Annotated in this window: 14 protein-coding genes; 1 reads left to right on the top strand and 13 read right to left on the bottom strand. The window is 30.4% G+C overall.

The features are described 5' to 3' along the window. Position 1: 1 nt before the first annotated feature. From HMPREF3186_RS06890 to glgB, 11 genes are all read right to left on the bottom strand, one after another. Positions 2-850 carry a sulfite exporter TauE/SafE family protein gene (locus tag HMPREF3186_RS06890; protein ID WP_060914524.1) on the bottom strand — a complete coding sequence of 283 codons (849 nt, stop codon included), beginning with the start codon at positions 848-850 and terminating at the stop codon, positions 2-4. 11 nt (positions 851-861) lie between these two features. Further along, entirely contained in the window at positions 862-1,494 is a 633-nt protein-coding gene (locus HMPREF3186_RS06885) for a thiamine diphosphokinase (protein ID WP_060914523.1), read from the bottom strand. Then, the gene (rpe, locus tag HMPREF3186_RS06880) at positions 1,494-2,138 is read right to left on the bottom strand and encodes a ribulose-phosphate 3-epimerase (protein WP_060914522.1); all 645 of its coding nucleotides are present in this window, start codon (positions 2,136-2,138) and stop codon (positions 1,494-1,496) included. The genes HMPREF3186_RS06885 and rpe overlap by 1 nt, the downstream gene beginning before the upstream one ends. A gap of 1 nt (position 2,139) precedes the next feature. Further along, positions 2,140-3,021: a ribosome small subunit-dependent GTPase A gene (rsgA, locus tag HMPREF3186_RS06875; protein WP_060914521.1), complete on the bottom strand. Its 882-nt coding sequence runs from the start codon at positions 3,019-3,021 to the stop codon at positions 2,140-2,142. A 33-nt stretch (positions 3,022-3,054) separates the two neighbouring features. Further along, positions 3,055-4,755, bottom strand: coding sequence for a DNA repair protein RecN (gene recN / locus HMPREF3186_RS06870; RefSeq protein ID WP_060914520.1), 1,701 nt, complete (start codon positions 4,753-4,755; stop codon positions 3,055-3,057). 11 nt (positions 4,756-4,766) lie between these two features. Continuing rightward, positions 4,767-5,576, bottom strand: coding sequence for a TlyA family RNA methyltransferase (locus HMPREF3186_RS06865; RefSeq protein WP_060914519.1), 810 nt, complete (start codon positions 5,574-5,576; stop codon positions 4,767-4,769). Positions 5,577-5,809: 233 nt separating this feature from the next. After that, positions 5,810-8,203 (bottom strand): glycogen/starch/alpha-glucan phosphorylase, encoded by a 2,394-nt coding sequence (locus HMPREF3186_RS06860; protein WP_060914518.1) that lies wholly within the window; start codon positions 8,201-8,203, stop codon positions 5,810-5,812. A gap of 24 nt (positions 8,204-8,227) precedes the next feature. Further along, positions 8,228-9,646 carry a glycogen synthase GlgA gene (gene glgA / locus HMPREF3186_RS06855; protein ID WP_060914517.1) on the bottom strand — a complete coding sequence of 473 codons (1,419 nt, stop codon included), beginning with the start codon at positions 9,644-9,646 and terminating at the stop codon, positions 8,228-8,230. 143 nt (positions 9,647-9,789) lie between these two features. Next, positions 9,790-10,905 (bottom strand): glucose-1-phosphate adenylyltransferase subunit GlgD, encoded by a 1,116-nt coding sequence (gene glgD / locus HMPREF3186_RS06850; protein ID WP_060914516.1) that lies wholly within the window; start codon positions 10,903-10,905, stop codon positions 9,790-9,792. Between the two features lies 1 nt (position 10,906). Further along, a complete protein-coding gene (locus HMPREF3186_RS06845; protein ID WP_060914515.1) occupies positions 10,907-12,079 on the bottom strand; it encodes a glucose-1-phosphate adenylyltransferase in 1,173 nt (390 codons plus the stop codon). 28 nt (positions 12,080-12,107) lie between these two features. After that, complete coding sequence (gene glgB / locus HMPREF3186_RS06840) at positions 12,108-13,961, bottom strand: 1,4-alpha-glucan branching protein GlgB (protein ID WP_084812675.1); 1,854 nt, start codon at positions 13,959-13,961, stop codon at positions 12,108-12,110. Between the two features lie 332 nt (positions 13,962-14,293). On the opposite strand from glgB, the gene HMPREF3186_RS06835 reads away from it, so the two are divergent. Further along, positions 14,294-16,144: a glycoside hydrolase family 13 protein gene (locus HMPREF3186_RS06835; RefSeq protein ID WP_060914514.1), complete on the top strand. Its 1,851-nt coding sequence runs from the start codon at positions 14,294-14,296 to the stop codon at positions 16,142-16,144. Positions 16,145-16,406: 262 nt separating this feature from the next. Here the strand turns inward: HMPREF3186_RS06835 and ppc are convergent, their stop codons facing one another. Together ppc and gyrA are read right to left on the bottom strand one after the other, a co-directional pair. Further along, complete coding sequence (ppc, locus tag HMPREF3186_RS06830) at positions 16,407-19,097, bottom strand: phosphoenolpyruvate carboxylase (protein ID WP_060914513.1); 2,691 nt, start codon at positions 19,095-19,097, stop codon at positions 16,407-16,409. Between the two features lie 344 nt (positions 19,098-19,441). Beyond that, complete coding sequence (gene gyrA, locus HMPREF3186_RS06825) at positions 19,442-21,889, bottom strand: DNA gyrase subunit A (RefSeq protein WP_060914512.1); 2,448 nt, start codon at positions 21,887-21,889, stop codon at positions 19,442-19,444. Positions 21,890-21,896 lie beyond the last annotated feature (7 nt).

The following is a 21,896-nucleotide window of genomic DNA, read 5'->3' as shown; positions in this document are numbered from 1 at the left end:
ATTAAAGTACCCCCAGACCTTTTAGAAGCATGTTTATAATAGTAAATAGTAAGATTGGAAGGAAAATATAACGGATATACTTTGCATCTAATCTTTGCATTACTTTCGCGCCAGTTCTTGATCCAATCAGCGTTCCAATCGCTATTGGTGCTGCTACTGCTGGATTAATAGTTCCATTAAAGAAATATATTAATGCGCTAGCTGTTGCAGTAACTCCCATCATAAAGTTACTTGTTGCAGTACTTACTTTTATCGGAAGTTTCATATAAGTGTCTAAGGCAACTACTTTAAATGCTCCACTACCAATTCCAAGTAATCCACTAGCAAATCCTGCACCAAACATAACAAGTGAGCCTTGAGGGACATTAGTAACATTATACTTTACAGTTTCACCTGTAGCCTTGTCATAGTATGTTGAATTTAATTTGTATTTGTCAGCGTACTTATCATTTTCTACTTTTTCTTCTTCTTTTTTCAATTTAGTTATTAAACCTGTTTTCTTCAACATTCCATAAAAAGAATTTAACAGTATTAAAGAGAAGAAAATATATAATAATTTAGACGAAAATACTCCTGCCATAAGCGCACCTACTACTCCTCCTGCTGTAGTAAACACCTCTAAAAGCATACCTACTCGCATGTTACTAACATGATCTTTTACGAATGCTATTGCTGAACCACTACTTGTTGCAATAACCGCGACAATACTTGCTCCTATAGCATATTTAATATCAAATCCAAATAGTATTGTTAATGCAGGAGTAATAATAATTCCACCGCCTAACCCTACTAAAGAGCCTAAGAAACCTGCAAAAACAGCTATCAACATAAATTGTAATATTTCTACCATTGTTTCTCCTTTTAATCTTTTGAGTATAGTACTAGTACATTATTACTAACTTCTAATTTTATTTCCTCATTACTTTTAAATTCGTTACTAGTAGCGTTAGGACGATTTAATGTCAACATTAGATCTTTAACTTCATATTTAGAATTTTTTATTGTCATTAAAGTATCTTCATAAATAGGTACTATTGAGAAATACTTATATCCTTCTATACTTTCAAAGATAGTTAGACCTTTTTTAGCTACTGTAATAATATTATTATCATCTATTATTCTAATCTTAATCTGTTGATATTTCTTATTATTAAGTAAAAGTATATTACCAAAAAAGTGATCAAGTCTTCTTCCAGTAGCACCGTAAATATCTATTTCTTCAACCTCTTTAAATAATTCTAAAATATGTTCTAACGCAAATTCTGCATCTGTTAAATCTTCACTACTTTTCACTTTACAGTACTTAGATTTTTCTTCAACTTCCTTTCTTTGTTCAAGTGTTATCGAATCAAAATCCCCGCAACTTAATATTGGATTAATTCCATTATTAAGCAAGTACAACGCGCCTTTATCTACTCCACACCATAAGTTAGAAAAAGGGAATTCTTTTGGAAATACTCCTCCTAACATTATGTTTATTTTTTTTATATTCATTATTTCAACAACTCACCTAATGTTTTTTCTTTATCATTTGCTCCAAATAAGAATGAACCACAAACTAATAAGTCCGCTCCCTTATCTCGACAAGATTTTGACGTTTCTATATTTATTCCACCGTCTACTTCTATTAAGAAGTTATAATTTTTTTCTTCTCTAAGTTTTGCTAGTTCTTCAATTTTTTCTAACATCTCAGGAATGAATTTTTGTCCACCGAACCCTGGATTCACAGTCATAATTAAAACATAATCCAATTTTGGTAATAGGTATTTAATACTCTCGATTGGTGTTTGAGGGTTTAGTACAATACCAGCTTTTTTTCCATTGTTTTTAATTACTTGAATAACTCTATCTGCATGATTAGTAGCTTCGATGTGGAACGATACCATATCACAACCTACTTTACAAAATTGTTCAACGTAGTTTTCTGGATTTGCAATCATAAGATGACAATCAAAAACTTTAGCTGTTTTAGGTCGGATTGATTCAATTATTGGGAATCCAAATGAAATATTTGGAACAAAGTTTCCATCCATTACATCGATGTGAAACATATCAACACCGATACTTTCTAATTCTTTAATATCTCTTTCTAAGTTAGCAAAATCTGCTGATAAAATTGAAGGTAATATTTTCTTCATCTTATCTCTCCTTTATATATTTTCTCTTTTGATTTTGTTTTTCCGTAAATAACACTTTGTAGTCTTCATAACGACTTTCTAATATTTCTTTACTTTCCACCGCTTCTTTGACTCCACATTGAACCTCTTCCATGTGATTACACGGTTTAAACTTACAATCATAATCGTTAAATTCTCTAAATAAATATTGTAAATCTTCTTTTTCAATAAATGTAATATCTAATGAAGAGAATCCTGGAGTATCTGCGATATAGAAATCATCGATTTGATAAAATTCCGTATGTCTCGTAGTATGACGTCCTCGTCCTAGATGTTTAGAGATTTCTCCAGTTTCAATATCTAAATGTTCTGCAAGCTTATTAATAAACGTCGACTTTCCTGCTCCAGATTGTCCTGAAATAGCTACATACTTCTCTGAAATGACTTGTTTTAATTTTTCAATATCTTCATCAGAGTTTGTAAATACTTGATATCCTATTTCATAGTAATAGTTTATTATTTCTTTCATTTTATTAAGCTCTTCGTCATTTAATAAATCAAGCTTTGTAAAGACAATAATGATATCTACATTACTATTTTCATTTAAACAAATTGTTTTATTCAGTAATTTACTAGAAAACTCTGGATCTTTTACAGATACTACGATAATACTATAATCTATATTTGCTACCTTAGGTCGTAGTAATTCATTTTTTCTTTCTAATATTTCTACAACATACCCTGTATTATTATCACTTAATTGAATTTTTACATCATCTCCTACTAACGGCGTGATATTTTCATTTCTGAAGTTTCCTCTTGCACGACAAGTAATCACTTCTCCAGAGCAGTCTACATAATAAAATCCACTAAGTGCTTTTAAAATTTTTCCTTCTTTAGTCATAGTCCTCCTTTACCTTTACGGTATTTTTACTAACTACTTATTTAGTTTTTCTTTTATCTCTTCTTTAATTTTTTCAGCTAATCTTAACATTTCAATAGAGTGTTCTTCTGAAAGTTTTGTCATAGTATCTCCTGATACCATTCTTGCTACCTCTGCAATCTTTTGTTCTTCAGTCAACTCTCTTATGACAGTTAATGTTCTCTTATCAATGATTTCTTTACTAATTAGTAAATTAGTATCCGCCAAAGCTGTTGTTTGAGGTAAGTGCGAAATACATAATACTTGTGATCCTACTCCTAGTTGATACATCTTTTCAGCCATTCGTTGTGACACTCTTCCACTTACACCAGTATCGATTTCATCAAAGATAATTGAAGTAGCCTCTATACTTCTTGAGAAGATTATTTTTAGTGCTAACATCACCCTAGAAAGTTCACCACCTGAGGCTACTTTAGATAATGATTTTAAAGGTTCTCCTAAGTTTGCGCTAATCAGAATCTTAACATCATCTTTTCCTGTTGATGAGAATTCTTTTTCTTTAAAGTCAACTTTAATTGTACTTTTTTCCATATATAAGAATTTCAACTCATCTTGGATAAGTTTTTCTAATTTTAAAGCTGTATCTTTTCTTAAAGAACTTAACTCTTCAGCTAAAACTGTTAATTCTTCCTCAATTTTTTTACTTTCTTCTAGATAATTTTCGAAGTTTTCTTCATAATTTTCCAACTCATTTAATTCTTCTTTTATAGTTTCTGTGAAAACTATTAGTTCATTTAATGGTTTTGAATATTTTTTCTCTAAAGTTTTTATCTTATCTAATCTATAGATTAATCTATCTAATTTTTCTTCATCATATTCGATAACATCAGTATAACTAGATACTTCATATTTCAAATCGTCTAAGATATAGTATAAATTTGTAATTTCTTCATACTTTTCTTCAAAGTTTGAGTTATATCTAGTTAACTCTCCTAGATTAGATCTGATTTCTGCTAGTTTAGAAATAACACCATATTCCCCATCGATTCCTTCAGTAATACTATGAGCAAGATTATTCACCTTCTCGAAGTTTTCCAGATAGTCAATATCTTTTTCAAGTTCTAAGTCTTCATCTTTTTTTAGTTTCATCTGACTTAATTCTTTATATTGGAATTTCAAGAAATCTACTTTTTGAAGAACATCACTCTCTTGTTGTTTTAAGTTATCAATTTTTTCTTTTATTATCTGATATTCTTTATACTTCTCTTTGTATTTTATATACACAGGTTGTATTTTTTCACGATTAAAAGAATCTACTAAATTAAGATGATTTTTCTCTACTAATAGAACTTGATTATCGTGTTGTTCATGGATATCTAATAAATGAGCAGCTACTTTTTTTAATGTCGATAGGTTAACTATAGTTCCATTTATTCTACAGACACTCTTTCCACTACTATAAATGTCACGACGAACTACAATTACCTCATCTTCTAGATCTAAGTCTAATTCATTAAAAATTTCCTTAACTTCCTTACTCTTTGGAAAATCAAATACTCCTTCTACACTAGCCTTATCTTCACCATATCGAATATAGGAAGTTGAGGTTCTTTGACCTGATAATTGCGAAATTGCCGCTAGAATCATTGATTTACCGGCACCTGTTTCTCCACTTAAGACAGTTAAACCATTTTTTAGTTCTATAGTTGCTTTTTCAATTATTCCAAATTGCTTAATATTTAACTGAATTAACATTGGTTCCTCCTCTATTTAAAGTGATTATGAGCATTGTTTACGATATGCTCGATATTTATATTTTTATTTTCTACTTCTTTAGTTTCATTGTATTTTAATATCATTAGAAATTCAATATTTCCTTCTCCTCCTGTTATTGGAGAATAAGATAGATTCGTCATACTAAAGCCAACACTATTGGCTAAAAGTAATACCTTTTCTACTACTTCAAGTTGAACTTTTTTATCTCGAACTATTCCACCTTTTCCTACCTTATCTTTTCCAGCTTCGAATTGTGGTTTTACAAGAGCACAAACTTCTCCACTATCTTTTATAATTTCTGCAAGATTTGGTAGTATCAATGATAATGAAATAAATGAAACATCGATTGATGCTATATCTATATCATATACATCAAAGTCTTCTTTTACTGAGTGTCTGAAGTTAGTTTGCTCCATTACTTTTACACGATCATCATTACGTAATTTCCAAACAAGTTGATTTGTCCCAACATCTAATGCATAGACGAATTTCGCTCCGTTTTGCAAAGCACAGTCCGTAAATCCACCAGTTGAAGATCCAATATCAATCATTACCTTATCTTTAACATCAAAATTTAGTTCGTTAATTGCTTTTTCTAATTTAAGCCCCCCACGACTTACATAAGGCATCTGTTTACCTTTAATTCTTAGTTCAGCAGTTGATTCAACCTTTTCTCCTGCTTTGTCGATTCTTATATTATCATTATAAACAATACCAGCCATTATCGCTCGTTTTGCTTTTTCACGTGATTCGAATAATCCTTGACTCACACAAAGGACATCAGCTCTCTCTTTTGCCATAATTACCTCTTTTTAATTTACTAGTTGTTTTCTTTTGAAATTTTTTTAATTTTTCAATTTTAAACAGTCTTTCCTTCTAATTTTACCATAATAATTACTTTTTATCTATGAGTACGTCGTGTTTATATACACTTTATGATTAAAAACAAATATATTTATTTTTCACTCATAATAAAAATAAATCAGAGCAACTTATAAAATAAATTTTCTAAGTTACTCTGATTATGTTTATTCTATTTTACTTTTTTTATATCCCAAATGTCTTTTGCGTATTCTTCTACTGATCTATCTGCAGAGAAGATTCCAGCATTAGCTGTATTAACTAAACTCATTTGTCCCCATTTTTCTTTATCTTGATAAGTTTCTGCTACTTTTTCTTGAGCTGCAACATAACTTTCAAAGTCTGCTAAACACATGTAATTATCTTGAGTTAGTAGATAATCCACAATAAAGTTGAAATTCATTCCACCTACAGTCATAGTTCTAATGAAATCTAGTGTTTCTTTAATTTTGACTGAATTATTGTAGTATTCCCATGGTTTGTATCCTTGCGCATTTAGTGCATCTACTTCTGGTGTTTCCAGACCAAAGATAAATATATTTTCATCTCCTACCGCTTCATGAATTTCCACATTTGCTCCATCAAGTGTTCCTAATGTTAACGCACCGTTCAGCATTAATTTCATATTACCTGTACCACTTGCTTCCTTACCTGCTTGTGAAATTTGTTCACTAATATCAGCTGCAGGTATTATTTTCTCTGCAAGAGTAACTTTGTAATCTGGAAGGAATACAACTTTGATGTAATCACGAACTAATTCATCACATTCAATCATTTGAGATATTGAGTGGATAAATTTGATGATATTTTTAGCCATTTGATATCCAGAAGATGCTTTTGCTGCGAAGATAAATGTTCTTGGCACTGGACGTAATCCATTGTACTTAATTTCTCTATATAAGTATACAATGTGTAATGCATTAAGTAATTGGCGTTTGTATTCGTGAAGTCTCTTAACTTGAACATCAAAGATAGAGTCTGGATTTACAGTTATACCTGTAGTATTTTGAATATATGTAGCAAGTTGTTCTTTTTTAACTTTTTTAATTTCTTGAAGTTTTGCTACAACTTTCTTATCATTTTTGTAGTCATTTAATTTACTAATCTTAGATAAATCTTTAACAAAATCATCACCAATTAAATCTTTTAGATAAGATGCTAACTCAGGGTTTGCTTGCCCTAACCATCTGCGGTGAGCTATACCATTCGTAACATTACCAAATTTTGTTGGATATAATTCGTTAAATGCTCTAAACGTAGAATCCACAAGGATATCACTATGTAATTTTGATACACCATTAACGTTATGACTTCCTATGATAGATAAGTTAGCCATTCTGATTTGATTATCATATATAATTGCAGTTTCTGCTAATGTATAGTGTTTACCTTGATCAATTACCCACTGACAGAATCGTTTGTTAATTTCTTCAATAATTGAGTAAATACGTGGTAATAACGGCTTGAATAAATCTACAGACCATTTTTCTAAAGCTTCTGCCATAATTGTATGGTTTGTGTAAGCAAATGTCTTAGTTGTAATTTCCCAAGCTTTGACCCAAGAATATCCATATTCATCAAGTAATAATCTCATTAATTCTGGAACTCCCATAGCCGGATGAGTGTCGTTAATATGTAATGCTACATGCTCACTTAAATTCTCTAATGTACCAAATTCATTATAGTGATTTTTTACTAGTTGTTGAAGAGATGCACTAATAAAGAAGTACTGCTGTTTTATACGTAATTCTTTACCCTCATTTGTGCTATCTGCAGGGTATAATAATTTAGAAATCGATGAGGCAATTGCTTCTGCTTCTGAAGACTTAGAATATTCTCCACGTTCAAATAATTTCATATTAAAACCAGTTTTCGCTTTTGCTTCCCAAAGACGTAATGTATTAACTGTTTTAGTTTTATATCCAGAGATTAATAAATCATATGGTTCTGCTTGGATTGATGTGTAATCTTTGTGCTCAACTTTAAATCCATCTTCTGTCATTTTTTCTTCTACATGACCGTAGAATCTTACTTCAATTTCTTCATCATTTCTATAAACAAGACCGTATTTTCCTAAGTCTAACCAGTAATCTGGAAATTCTTGTTGCCAACCATTGTTGATAACTTGTTTGAAAATTCCATATTCGTATAAAATTGAGAAGCCAGTTACTGGATAATCACTACTAGTTAAGGCATCTAGATAACATGAAGCAAGTCTTCCAAGTCCACCATTTCCTAAACCTGGGTCTGGCTCAATATCATAGATATCATCTAGATTAAAATTATTTTTTTCTAGATATTCTTTAGTTTCCTTTTCAATTCCTAGATTAAATAAGTTATTTCTTAAAGTTCTACCTACTAGAAACTCCATTGACATGTAGTAAGCACGTTTTTGCTTTGTTTTTTTCAATTCTTGTTCGTAAGAAAATTTTTTCTCAGATAATTTTTCTCTTACCGTACTCATCAACGCTTCATACACTTGACGTTTACTAGCTGCCGATATAGTAATCCCAAATTGTCTTTTTAAATACTTCTCTATTCTTTGTTCAAATTCTTGATTTTTCATTATTTTCTCCTATAGTCTAGTTTATTAAACTATTTCATTGTACATATCTATATATTGTAAAGCTGATTTTTTCCAACTTACATCTTGTTTAATCGCATTTTTCATAATTTTATTCCAAATATGACGTTCTTGGTAATAGCAGTATGTCGCTCTGTATACAGCATCTAGCATATCATACGCGTCGAAACTTTCAAATGTAAATCCTGTTCCAGAATTACCGTCAAATGGTTCTATCGTATCTCTCAAACCACCTACTCTGTGAACAATCGGTACTGTGGCATATCTCATTGAAATTAATTGAGATAAACCGCATGGTTCAGTTTTAGAAGGCATTAAGAACATATCACAAGAACTATATACTTTCGAAGACGCTTCTGAAGAGAACATTATTAAGCTTCTTACTTTATCGTGACGACGATATTCTAATGAACGTAGTGCATCTTCATAATGTCTATCACCTGTTCCTAAAATTACTAATTGTGCTCCAGTTTTTAAAATCTCATCTGCTACATGCAGGACTAAATCTATACCTTTTTGATGAGTTAATCTTGTAACCATTCCAATCATTGGAATATTTTCATTCACTTCTAATGCTAATTCTTCTTGGAATTTCAACTTGTTTTTCACTTTATTTTTTAATGTTTTAGAATCAAAATTTTTAAAAATTAGTTTATCAGTTTTTGAATTAAATTTATCAATATCTAAACCATTAATTATACCATGAAGTTTCCCTTGTTCTATTCTTAAAATATCATCTAATCCGTATGAGAAGTACGGGTCTAATATTTCATGAGCATATGTTTCACTTACAGTATTAATTCTATCAGCTAATTGTATGGCTCCTTTTAATAAATTTAAATCACCTTTGTAAATTAGTGCATCAAAGTACTTATTATCTAGCCCGAATAAGTTATCCATTTCATAAGGATTGAATTTACCTTGGAATTCAATATTATGAATTGAAATTACACTTTTAATATTTTGATAGAAGCCTTCTGCTCTTGCTTTAAGATCATCCAAATAAATAATCGATAATGCCGCATGCCAATCATTAGCGTTTACTACATCTGGTTTATAGTCAATATGAGGTAATATTTCTAATGCTGCTTTTGAAAAGAATGCAAAACGCTCCCCATCATCTTCTTGGCCGTATACACTATCTCTATTGAAATATTGTTCATTATCAATAAAGTAGTATGTTACTCCATTTACTACAGTCTCAAAGATTCCACAGTAAACTGTTCTCCATCCTAAATTAATAAAAATATGTTGTCTGTATTTTAAATCGTACTTATCTCTGTCTATTGAAGAATACAACGGCAGTACAACCCTTGCTTCTACATTTTCATCTTGAAGGGCTTTGGGCAATGAACCTATAACATCACCTAGACCCCCAACCTTAACAAACGGTGCCGCTTCAGCTGCCACGAATAAAATTTTCATTATATTTCTCCTTATTCGTAATTTACTTTCATACTAAAAGGGTTAGTTTTAGATGTAGTCTATCTGTATATTATACTCTTTTTTCTTTTGAAAATCGAAAGTTTTACAAATCTCTCCCACATGTTAATCTAACCCTTTTTTTATTATTCTACTATTTTACCTTTTTCAACGATAACTTGGCAGTTTTCTGTTCCTTTTAATTCAACTTTTTCTGAAACTACTGCATATTTATCTAAAATCACACAATCTAAGTATGCTGATTTTTTAATCACACAATTAGGAAGTACTATTGAGTTTTTAATTACTGCCCCTTCTTCAACTACAACATCTCTAAACAGGATACTATTTTCTACAATTCCGTTAATTTCACAACCATCACCTAGTATAGAATTCTTAACTATTGCTCCATCTCCATATGTAGTTGGCACACTATCTGCTACTCTTGTTAGAATATCAGTTCCTGATAAGAACAATTCATTTAACTTTTCTGGATTTAATAAGTCTCTATTGAAATTGTAGTATTCTTGTACGCTATTAATTGTTCTGTTGTAATTCTTAATTTCATATCCATAAACATTTAAACGATGGAAGTTCTTTGTAATAAAGTCTAATAGAAGGTCTTGCCATCCCAATGTCGTCCCTTTTTTAACTAATTCTTTAAACATTTGTTTAGACATTATATAGATTTTAACCTGTGTCGGGCACACTTGATCATATCCATCATAATGATATAAACTGTCATAAACTCTATTTTTGTCATCAAAAATTATTTGCGATTCACGTTGTTGAGGTTTTCTATAAGTATAAGCTAACGTTATATCTGCATTTGTTGATTTATGGTAATTTACCATATCTCTAAAATCAATATTCCCTACAATGTTCCCATCAGCTAAAATACAATATTCTTCTAACAATGTATCTGCATATTTAGAAGCATCCCCTAATGCCTCAATCTTGTTTTGAGCTACACGGTTTGAATGATGGTTTGACATTGGTGTAATAAACTTAAGACCACTATTTTTTCTATTTAAATCCCAGTCTTTTCCCCAACTAAGGTGATCCATTAATGATTTATAGTGATAATTTGTTACTACTGCAATATTTGATACTTCAGCTTTTACTAAAGAAGATAACATGAAATCAATCATTCTATACCTTGATGCAACAGCTAAAGATGCTAGTGTTCTATTTCTTACTAATCCTTGCAAATCATCATTACGATAGTTATCTGCAAATAATACACAAAACGCATTTACCATATTATTTTCCCTCTACTTTCCTATTGTCATTTACAACTTCATCCCTACCGATTACTGTTATTTGTTCTTTTCCTAAAACTATTTCTCTGTGACCAACTTCTACATTTTCTTTTATTACTGCTCCTTCAGCAACAATCGAATTGTAAACTTTAGCACCTTTTTCAATTAGAACATCTTTCATTATTATACTTCCTACAACTTCCGCACCTTCTTCAATTCTAACACCTGAAGAAATAATAGATTCAGAAACCGTACCATAAACTGCAGTCCCATCAGAAATCATAGAATTTTTTACATTTGCACTATGTCCTAAGTATTGTGGCATAGCACCTTCATGACGATAGTAAATTCTCCATAATCTATCATCAATATTGAAGTTCTCTTTATTTTTAATAAGATCCATATTAGCTTCCCATAAGCTTTCTATTGTACCAACATCTTTCCAATATCCATAAAATGGATAAGCATAGATGTTTTTACCTTCGTTTAACATCATTGGGATAATATTTTTACCGAAGTCCTTTTCACTATCAGGATTTTCCTCATCACGTATCAGGTATTCTCTAAGTTCTTTCCAACTAAAAATATAAATACCCATTGATGCTTTTGTAGATATTGGATTTTCTGGTTTTTCTAGAAACTCTGTTACTTTTAAATCTGTATTTGTATTTAAAATACCAAAACGGCTCGCTTCTTCAAGAGGAACATTTATATGTGCTATTGTTAAGTCAGCACCTTTTTGTTTATGGAAATCTAACATTTCTTTATAATTCATTTTGTAAATGTGATCTCCAGATAAGATAAGTACGTATTCAGGATTGTATTGCTCTATGTATTTAATATTTTGATAAATAGCATTTGCTGTTCCCTTGTACCATTCTCCCGTTTTACCTGCAGTATAAGGTGGTAAAATTGATAATCCACCATCCATTCTATCTAAATCCCATGGTTGACCATTACCCATGTATGAGTTAAGCTCAAGTGGCATAAACTGTGTTAATACCCCAACTGTTGAAATTCCAGAGTTCGCACAATTTGATAATGGAAAATCGATAATTCTATATTTCCCACCAAAAGGTACGGCTGGTTTAGCCATATCTTTTGTTAATACTTGAAGCCTCGTACCTTGTCCTCCTGCTAGTAGCATAGCTACTACTTCTTTTTTTCGTGCCATAAATTTGACCCCCTTCTTCTAAAACTTATTATTTTTTTTCTATATACATCGTTGTATAAGGTGGTATGTTTATACTCAAAGTATATTTAAATTCATTTTTCTCTTTATTAATAGTTTTTAAATTTCTATTTGAAATTGCTAATCCATCGTATTTCTTAGCATCCGAGTTCAATGCTATTTTGTAACTTCCCCAAGTATTTACTCCTATTTCATAATGTTTTAATATTTGATTTGAAAAGTTAGTAACTACTAGGAGTTCTTTACCAGATTTATCTATACGTGAGAAAGCAAAAACATTGTTGTTATTATCATCTACTACGTGCCATTTGAATCCGTCCCAGTCGCTGTCGTTTTCCCATAATGCAGGTGTAGATTTATAGTACTTGTTAAGCTCTTTAACATATCTATGTGTAAATACATGTTTTGGATAAAGCATTAATAACCAATCTAATTCTCTTTCTTCATCCCATTCAATAAATTGAGCAATATCAATTCCCATAAATGTTAGTTTTTTCCCAGGATGTGCATACATATATCCTAAAAATGCTTTAAAATTACCAAACTTATCTTCATAAGGAACAGGACTTTTATCTAATAACGATTTTTTCCCATGTACTACTTCATCATGTGAAATCGGCAAGATGAAATTTTCTGAAAATGCATAATGCATTGAGAAAGTAAATTTGTTATGAACTCCTTTTCTGAAGAAAGGATCTGTTTCTAAATAATCAAGACTATCATTCATCCATCCCATATTCCACTTAAAGTCAAATCCTAAACCACCATGTTCAACTGCTGCTGTTACTTTTGGATAACTTGTTGATTCTTCCGCTATCATAGAAACACCAGGATAGTTTTCTTTTACGTAAAGATTTAAATTTTTTAAGAAGTCAATTGCTTCTAAATTTTCAAAACCGCCATAGATATTCCTTGCAGATTTATCTTCATCTCGGCAGTAGTTTAAAAATATCATCGAACTAACCGCATCTACTCGAATTCCATCAATATGATAATCTTCTATCCAAGAAACTGCACTTGATGTTAAAAATGATCTTACTTCATTTCGTCCATAGTCGAAGACTCTAGTTCCCCAACCTTCGTGCTCCATCTTTCTTGTATCTGAGTATTCATAACAATGGGTTCCATCAAATTCGTATAATCCATGTGCATCTTTAGTAAAATGTCCTGGTACCCAGTCCAAAATTACTCCAATATTATTTTGGTGACAACAATCAACAAAATACATAAAATCTTCTGGTGTACCATATCTCGAAGTCGGTGAAAAATATCCAGTTGCCTGATATCCCCAAGATTTATCATATGGGTATTCAGTCACAGGTAACAATTCTATATGAGTATAGTTCATATCTTTAACATAGTCTACTAAAGTATGGGCTAACTCTCTGTAGCTTAATTCCTTACCACCTTCATGATGTTTCCATGAACCTAAGTGTACTTCATAAATATTCATTGGTCCATGATATGGAACCTCCCTAGATTTCATCCATTTACTATCCTTCCACTCATAGCTAGGTAGTGAATAAACTTTCGAAGCAGTCAAAGGTCTGGTTTCAGCATGTTTTGCATAAGGATCTGCTTTCCATAATTCAGTTCCACTTTTAGTAACTATTACATATTTATATGCATCATATTGTTTAATACCACTAATCTCAACTTCAAATATACCTTTATCATTAATTAATTTCATTTCATGAGTATGCGGATGCCAAGAACAAAACTCACCAGTTACAAATACCTTCACTGCATTTGGCGCCCATACTCGAAATGTACATTTATCCCCATCTAAAAACGATCCTAAATATTTATGGCTATGGTAATTAGTCCCTTCATGGAATAAATATTCTGCCATATTATTACTCACTAAATAACCCCCTTTTGACTAAAAGTAAACGTTTACTTTAGTTGGTAAAAATTTTTATCATAAAGAAATATGAATAAAAACAGTTTATTTTATCACTAATTATTTCTTTATTTTTTATACCTATAGTATAACACAATGAAGCCTTGATGTAAATGTTTTCTTTAGTTATTTTCTATAAAGAATTATACCCCTTACATTGCTTTTATATTAATTATTTTTCTTTATTTTTTATTTAAAATATTTACTTTTAAAAACTTTTATATTAAAATTAAACTGATTGATTTTAGAAAACAGTTTAGTAATGAAAATTTTATGTTTCGGAGATGAAAAATATGATTAAATTTAATCCAATAAAAAATAAATACCCTCAGGGGGCATTAAAAAATAATGACGATTTCTATTTTGAAGTATTCATAAAGGATGACTTTTACTTTAACGACTTCAAAATAATTATTAAAAATGAATATACAGGTGAACTTATTTCTAAGAGTTTAGAGTTCAAAGAAAAAACTATAGAGAACTACTCTACTTATCATGTAACTTTTGAACCATTTAACACTGGTCTTTATTTTTATCATTTTGAAGTTCACTTTGATAGTTTTTATGTTTATTTAAAAAATGATAAACTTGACGCTAAATTGGTGAATAGCAAAGATGACCTACCCGATTGGCAGTTGACAGTTTACGATAAAAACTTCACTACACCAGATTGGTATAAAGGTTCTATAATGTATCAAATTTTCCCTGATAGATTTAAACGCAGTGAAAAATTTACAGAAAAAGTCGCAAAGAATGAAAATGTGAGAATTAGGCATGAAAATTGGAATAGTATTCCGCATTCATCTATTACTCATGAAAATTATGGAGCTAAAGATTTTCTAATGGGAAATCTACTAGGCATTGAAGAAGAAAAAGAATATTTCAAAAAATTAAATATCGAGAGTATATATCTTAACCCAATCGTTGAAAGTCCAGAAAACCATCGTTATTCTACTTCAGATTATTTTAACGTTGATCCATATTTTGGTACTAATGAACAATTCGAAAAATTTTGTAAAGATTTTAAAGCAGATAATATTAGAATCATACTAGACGGTGTATTTAGTCATACCGGTTCAGATAGTATCTATTTCAATAGGTATAATAACTATGATAGCATCGGAGCTTATAATTCACAAAATTCACCATATTATTCTTGGTTTAATTTCATAAATTTCCCTAATGAATACCATTCGTGGTGGGGATTTGATAACTTACCTACGGTGATAAAAGAAAATAAAGAATACAGCGATTTTATTAATAATAAGGATAGTGGTGTTGTCAACTTTTGGCAAAAACTTGGAATTGCTGGATGGAGACTTGATGTTGCTGATGAGTTCCCTGATGAATTTTTAGATAGAATTCGTGAAAGTGCGAAATACTATGACAAAGATGCTCTAATCATCGGTGAAGTTTGGGAAGATGCAACTAATAAAATTTCATACAATACTCGTCGTCGTTATTTCTTAGGTGATCAACTTGACAGCGCTATGAATTATCCTTGGAAGAACGCAATTATTAACTTCGTAAAAAATAAAAATGCAGAAGACTTTACTCTTGAAGTTTTAAAACTAGTAGAAAATTATCCACGCCCAGCTCTTGATGCTATAATGAACTTATTAGGAAGTCATGATACAGAACGAGTATTAACTATGCTAGCATTTGACAATCCTGAAGATGTTCCTGTTCATGAAAGACCGACATATAAAATGTCTAATGAACAATATGCTAAAGCGAAAGAACTTCTTAAGTATGCTAGTTTTATTCAATTTACTCTACCTGGTGTTCCTTGTATTTATTATGGTGATGAAATTGGAATGTACGGCTTTAGAGATCCTTATAATCGTTTAGGATTTACACATAATGATAAGGATGAAGATCTGTTAAATCACTATATTGAATTATCAAACTTTAGAAATAAAAATAAAGATGACTTTATTACAAACTTTGAATTTGTATATACAAATGATAATTGTGTTGCATATAGACGAAATAGTATTCTTTGTGTAGTAAATCTTAATTCTAAAGCACATTTTATTGAGAATTTCTCTGGTGAAAAACTATTTGGAAATAATGAAGTTTATTCGACACCTTTCGGAACAGTTGTTCCACCTAAGTGTTATGTCGCTATGAAAATTAAATAATTTAAAACGAGAGTGACTCAAAAATCCTAAGCTTTTTATAAGTTTATATAAAAACTCATGGACGCAATGGTTTATTGATATCTAAATTCCCTTTATGAAAACTTTTTAGATATCAATAAACTGTGCGGAGAAACTCGACAAAATCGATTTCTGAGTCAATTCCATTTATTTATGCAATCAAAATTCATATCTAATTATATAATTATTAAGCATTAAACTTCTAAAAAGATAGAGGATTCAACATGAATCCTCTATCTTTTTATTATCCTGAGTTTCTAAGTCCTGTAGCTACTCCGTTAATTGTTATGTGAATTGTATTAATTTGTGATTCAGGTAATTTACCTTCTCTTGAACGTTTAATTAACTCTAATTGAATTAGGTTTAATGTATTAAAGTACTGTAACCTATTTTCTAAACTTCGAGTTAAATAAGTATTATCTTCTAAGAATTCTTTATGTTCTGAAATTTCTAAAACTACTTGTTTTGTTAAATTCCATTCTCTTAAAATTTCTTCATATACCTTTTTAGTTTCTTCTTCTTTACACAAGTTAGCATATTCTCTAGCTATATCCATATCTGATTTCGCCATAACCATGTCTACATTTGAAAGTAGAGATGTAAAGAATGGCCACTCTTTATACATTTTACGAAGCTTTTCAATATTACCTTTATCTTTGTTTATGTAATTAGAAAATGCTGTTCCTACTCCATACCAACCAGGTAGCATGATTCTACTTTGTGACCATGAAAATACCCATGGAATTGCTCTTAAGCCACCAATATCAGTAATTTTTTTACGTGATGCTGGACGTGAACCAATGTTTAAACTTGAAATCTCTTTAATTGGTGTTGCTTCAAAGAAATAATTGTAGAAGTTAGGATTTTTAAAGACTAATTCTCGATACTTGTTGTAACTATCTTCTACTATTTCATCCATAATAATTTGGATTTCAGGTATATCTCTTATATCTGTATTAATTTTATCTGTATTCATTCTTTGAATTACGGCAGAGAATAAAGCTTCTAAGTTATAGTATGCCGCGTCACTATTTCCATATTTAGCTGCGATGATTTCACCTTGTTCTGTAAGACGAATTCTATCTTGTACACTTCCTAGAGGTTGAGAAATAATCGCATCATAACTTGGTCCACCACCACGACCAACAGTACCACCACGACCATGGAAGAATGTAACTTTAATATTGTGTTTTTCTCCCAGTGATGATAACTCTTGTTGCGCTTTATAAAGCGACCATCCTGATGATAGGTATCCTCCATCTTTATTACTATCTGAGTATCCTAACATAATCTCTTGATAGCTTCTATTATCTCTTACCCATTTTTTCACAATATCTAAGCTTAAATATTTATCCATTACTTCATATGAATTCTCTAAGTCTTCAATTGTTTCAAATAATGGTACAAGTTGTAATCTTGCAAAGTCACTTCCTACTAAACCTACTTCTTTTAGCATAATTGCAAGTTCTAATAAGTCAGAGACACTTGTTGTGTGTGAAATAATATTTTGTTTAATAACATTATCACCTAGTTTATCTTTTAATTTTCTAGCTGTTCTAAATATTGCTAATTCTTTTCTTAATTCTTCTGATTGTTTATTTTCATCGTTTATACTTAGCGGACGTGGATCTTCTTTTAGTTGTTTTAATAAAAGTTCACATTTTTCTTCTTCACTTAGCGAACTGTAGTCTTTTTCGATATTAGCACTACTTAATAATTCAGCCACTGATGCTTCATAGACACTTGAGTCTTGACGCATGTCAATACTCGCTAAATAAAATCCAAAGATTTTAACCACATTAAGTAATTCTTCAAATTCTCCAGTTACTAATATTTCACCTTTGTTTTCTAATAATGATTTTTCAATTATTGTTAAATCATCAATAAACTCATCAGCTGTAAAATATTTATCTTCAAGTTCTTTATCTTGTAATAAATACTCTCTTGTGTTTTCAAGTTTTTCTTTAATGTACGATATTGCTTTTCTGTATAATTCTTTTTCTCTATACTCAGAAGTATCACTTGAACGATTTGCTAATTCTTCTAATTCTTTACTTCCTTTAGTAACATGAGATGACATTGAGAATGTTCTATATAAACTATTTAACTTTTCAATATAATACGTTGTAATAAGCTCACATTGCTTCATAGCTGATAGGTTTAATGTTTCAGCTGTTACAAATGGATTTCCATCACGGTCTCCACCGATCCACATTCCCATTGTTATAGGTGTTTCATTTTTTAATTCTATATTATTTTCTTCTAATAATAATTTATACTCAGTCATTATTTTTGCAATTGCTTTAATAAATGATAAGTTATAATACTCTAACACGTTTGTGATTTCGTTAGCTACTTTTAATTTTTTCTCACGAATAATATCACTTTGTGTTAATATTTCGATATGTTTTTGGATTGCATTTTTCCATTTTCTCTCATTGATTAATCCATTTTTCACATCACGATGTTTTCTTAATAAACTGTGAAGTTTTTCTGTTAAATCAAGAACTGTTTTACGTTGAACTTGTGTTGGGTGAGCTGTTAATACTGGTACTACATTGATATTTTCTAAGATATTTTTATCTTTAATATTTTTAATAGACTCAGATAATTTCCCTACATATGATTCACCTATATTATTTTTATAGTTAACTTCATATGCTAAATCGACATCTTCAGCTATGTTAATTAATAATGGTAAAATTGAAAAGAAATTTGCAACAATTTCCATTTCTTCTTGAGTTAAATCTTTAATTATAAGATTTAATTTTTCGTAATTTTTTTCATCTGCTAATGCTTTTAATTCTACAATTTTTTCAAATGTATCTTCAGAAATCATTTTTTTTGTTGCTTTTAGCAGCATCTCTGTAAGAATTTGAATCTCTTCTTGTATAATATTTTCATTCACATTGCTTTCTAATCTTGTGTTTTGCATTTAGTTACTCCTTGATAAGATTTTTACTAATAAAGTATATTTATCAGTTTTAACTACATAATCCATTATAAAACTTTTTTTCTAATAAAACAATGAATTTTAGATATTTTTTTTATATTCTTAATTATTTTACTAACTTTTTTTAGAAATCTGTTTTTATTGTTCTTATTTCACTATGTTTAATTATTTATTTTAAACCGCTTAGAAACCTTCATTATATTATAATTTTCACATCAAATATTATTTTGAAAATACTATTATTCCATTCTTTATTTTCATGAAAAAACTCTATAAATAGTATTTTACCATTTATAGAGTTCTCCTAGTTTTTTGATATTTACTTCCTATTCTTCTTCGTAGCTTTCTTCTTTAGCTGCTAAAGTTACAGTTGCTACTTTTTGATTATCAACTAGGTTAATAACCTTAACTCCAGTCGCTGTTCTTCCTAATGTACTGATTGTAGAAACATCTATTCTAATAATAATTCCTTGATCAGTCATTATCATTAAGTCTTCATTTCCTGCGATTGATTTAACCGCTACAATCTTACCTGTTTTCTTCGTAACTTTTGCTACTTTAACACCTTTTCCTCCACGGTTAATTACATTGAATTCCGTAGATTTAGAAATTTTACCAATACCATTTTCTGTTACTGTTAAAATTTTCTTAGATTCATCAACTACTTCCATACCTACTACGTAGTCATCTGGAGAAAGTGTAATACCTTTAACACCACGACTTACACGTCCCATCGTACGAACTTTTTCAGCATTAATTCTGATTGCTTGCCCATTTGCTGTAACAATCATAATATCTTGATCATCTGTAATTCTCTGTACATCGATTAATGCATCATCTTCATCAAGTTTAAGGGCAATCTTACCTTTCTTAAGAATACTTGCGTAATCTCCTAATTTAGATTTCTTAATGATACCATATTTAGTTGAGAATATTAGGTTTGTTCCTTCTTCTTGTAAATCAGAAATAGCAATAATAGAGTTTACTTTTTCTTCTTTTTCAATTTCTAATAGGTTAATAATTGGTATTCCTTTAGATTGTCTACTCATTTGGTTAATTTCATAACCTTTAAGAGTATATACCTTACCTTTATCTGTAAAGAATAGGATATGATCATGAGTTGAACAACTTAGCATGTAAGCCACATTATCCTCATCATTTGTAGTCATACCATTTACTCCACGTCCACCACGACCTTGTGATTTATATGTACTTGCAGCAAGACGTTTGATGTATTGGTTATGAGATAGAGTAATTATGATTTGTTCTTTTTCAATTAAATCTTCGTTCTCAATTTGATCTACTTGTCCCTCAATAATTACACTACGACGTTTGTCTCCGAATTTTTCCTTAACTTCTAATAACTCATCTTTAACGATTTGAATTACACGTTCTGGTTTAGCTAGAATATCTTCTAAGTCAGCGATAAGTTCCATAAGTTTACTATACTCTTCTTCAATCTTATCACGTTCTAACCCTGTAAGTCTTTGTAGACGCATATCTAGAATAGCTTGGGCTTGAATTTCAGTTAATCCAAATTGGTCAATTAACCCAGCTTTCGCTTCTTCAGCAGTTTGAGAACCACGAATTAAGCTAATTATTCTGTCTATATTATCTAAAGCAATTCGTAAACCTTCTAATATGTGAGCACGAGCTTGTGCTTTTTTTAGATCGAATTTAGTTCTTCTAACTACTACTTCTTTTTGGTGCTCTAAGTAGTAATAAAGTACTTCTTTAAGATTTAATAACTTAGGTACTCCATTTACAAGCGCAATCATGTTAACACCGAATGAACTTTGTAATGGTGTTAATTTGTATAAATTGTTTAAAATTACGTTACTATTAACATCTCGACGTAATTCAATTACAATTCTCATACCTTTTAAGTTACTTTCATCTCGAAGGTCTGTAACACCTTCAATTTTCTTATCACGAGCTAGTTCAGCAATCTTTTCAACTAATTTTGCTTTGTTTACTTGATAAGGAATTTCTGTAATAATGATTCTTTCCTTACCATTTTTCATTTGTTCAATTTCAGTTTTACCACGCATAATTACAGAACCACGTCCTGTTGTGTATGCTTTAACTATACCACTACGTCCTAATAGGAATGATCCTGTTGGGAAGTCAGGTCCTTTAATTTTAGACATTAGCTCAGCAATCGTTATTTCTGAGTTATCAGCTAATGCGATTACCCCATCGATAACTTCACCTAAGTTATGAGGTGGAATATTAGTCGCCATACCAACGGCAATCCCGCTACTTCCGTTAACTAATAAGTTTGGAATTCTTGCTGGTAATACTTTTGGTTCTTGTTTTGTTCCATCATAGTTATCTTGCATATCAACAGTATCTTTGTTAATATCACGTAATAACTCAGAAGCTATTTTACTCATTCTAGCTTCAGTATAACGCATTGCAGCAGCACCGTCTCCATCAATAGAACCGAAGTTCCCTTGACCATCTACTAAAGGATATCTACTATTGAAATCTTGTGCTAAACGTACAATTGTTCCATATGTTGCAGAGTCACCATGAGGGTGATACTTCGCCATAACTTCCCCTACAACGAAGGCACTTTTTTTGTAAGGTTTATCATATGTTAATCCTAAATCATTAAAAGCATAAAGTATTCTTCTATGAACTGGTTTTAACCCGTCACGAACATCTGGTAATGCACGCGATACAATAACACTCATTGAATAATCTAAGAATGAATTTTCAATTTCAGTCGTTATGTTTCTTAAGGTAATATTATTTTTATTATCTTCCATGTTCTAT

The organism is Gemella haemolysans (assembly GCF_001553035.1).
GTDB lineage: Bacteria > Bacillota > Bacilli > Staphylococcales > Gemellaceae > Gemella > Gemella haemolysans_B.
Note: the sequence above shows the minus strand (reverse complement) of the source record. Positions and strands in the feature narration are given on the sequence as shown.

Bases quoted from the DNA above. Each gene is read 5' to 3' on its own strand.
- HMPREF3186_RS06890 (WP_060914524.1), bottom strand. From the start codon at position 850: ATGGTAGAAATATTACAATTTATGTTGATAGCTGTTTTTGCAGGTTTC.
- HMPREF3186_RS06885 (WP_060914523.1), bottom strand. From the start codon at position 1,494: ATGAATATAAAAAAAATAAACATAATGTTAGGAGGAGTATTTCCAAAA.
- rpe (WP_060914522.1), bottom strand. From the start codon at position 2,138: ATGAAGAAAATATTACCTTCAATTTTATCAGCAGATTTTGCTAACTTA.
- rsgA (WP_060914521.1), bottom strand. From the start codon at position 3,021: ATGACTAAAGAAGGAAAAATTTTAAAAGCACTTAGTGGATTTTATTAT.
- recN (WP_060914520.1), bottom strand. From the start codon at position 4,755: ATGTTAATTCAGTTAAATATTAAGCAATTTGGAATAATTGAAAAAGCA.
- HMPREF3186_RS06865 (WP_060914519.1), bottom strand. From the start codon at position 5,576: ATGGCAAAAGAGAGAGCTGATGTCCTTTGTGTGAGTCAAGGATTATTC.
- HMPREF3186_RS06860 (WP_060914518.1), bottom strand. From the start codon at position 8,203: ATGAAAAATCAAGAATTTGAACAAAGAATAGAGAAGTATTTAAAAAGA.
- glgA (WP_060914517.1), bottom strand. From the start codon at position 9,646: ATGAAAATTTTATTCGTGGCAGCTGAAGCGGCACCGTTTGTTAAGGTT.
- glgD (WP_060914516.1), bottom strand. From the start codon at position 10,905: ATGGTAAATGCGTTTTGTGTATTATTTGCAGATAACTATCGTAATGAT.
- HMPREF3186_RS06845 (WP_060914515.1), bottom strand. From the start codon at position 12,079: ATGGCACGAAAAAAAGAAGTAGTAGCTATGCTACTAGCAGGAGGACAA.
- HMPREF3186_RS06835 (WP_060914514.1), top strand. From the start codon at position 14,294: ATGATTAAATTTAATCCAATAAAAAATAAATACCCTCAGGGGGCATTA.
- ppc (WP_060914513.1), bottom strand. From the start codon at position 19,097: ATGCAAAACACAAGATTAGAAAGCAATGTGAATGAAAATATTATACAA.
- gyrA (WP_060914512.1), bottom strand. From the start codon at position 21,889: ATGGAAGATAATAAAAATAATATTACCTTAAGAAACATAACGACTGAA.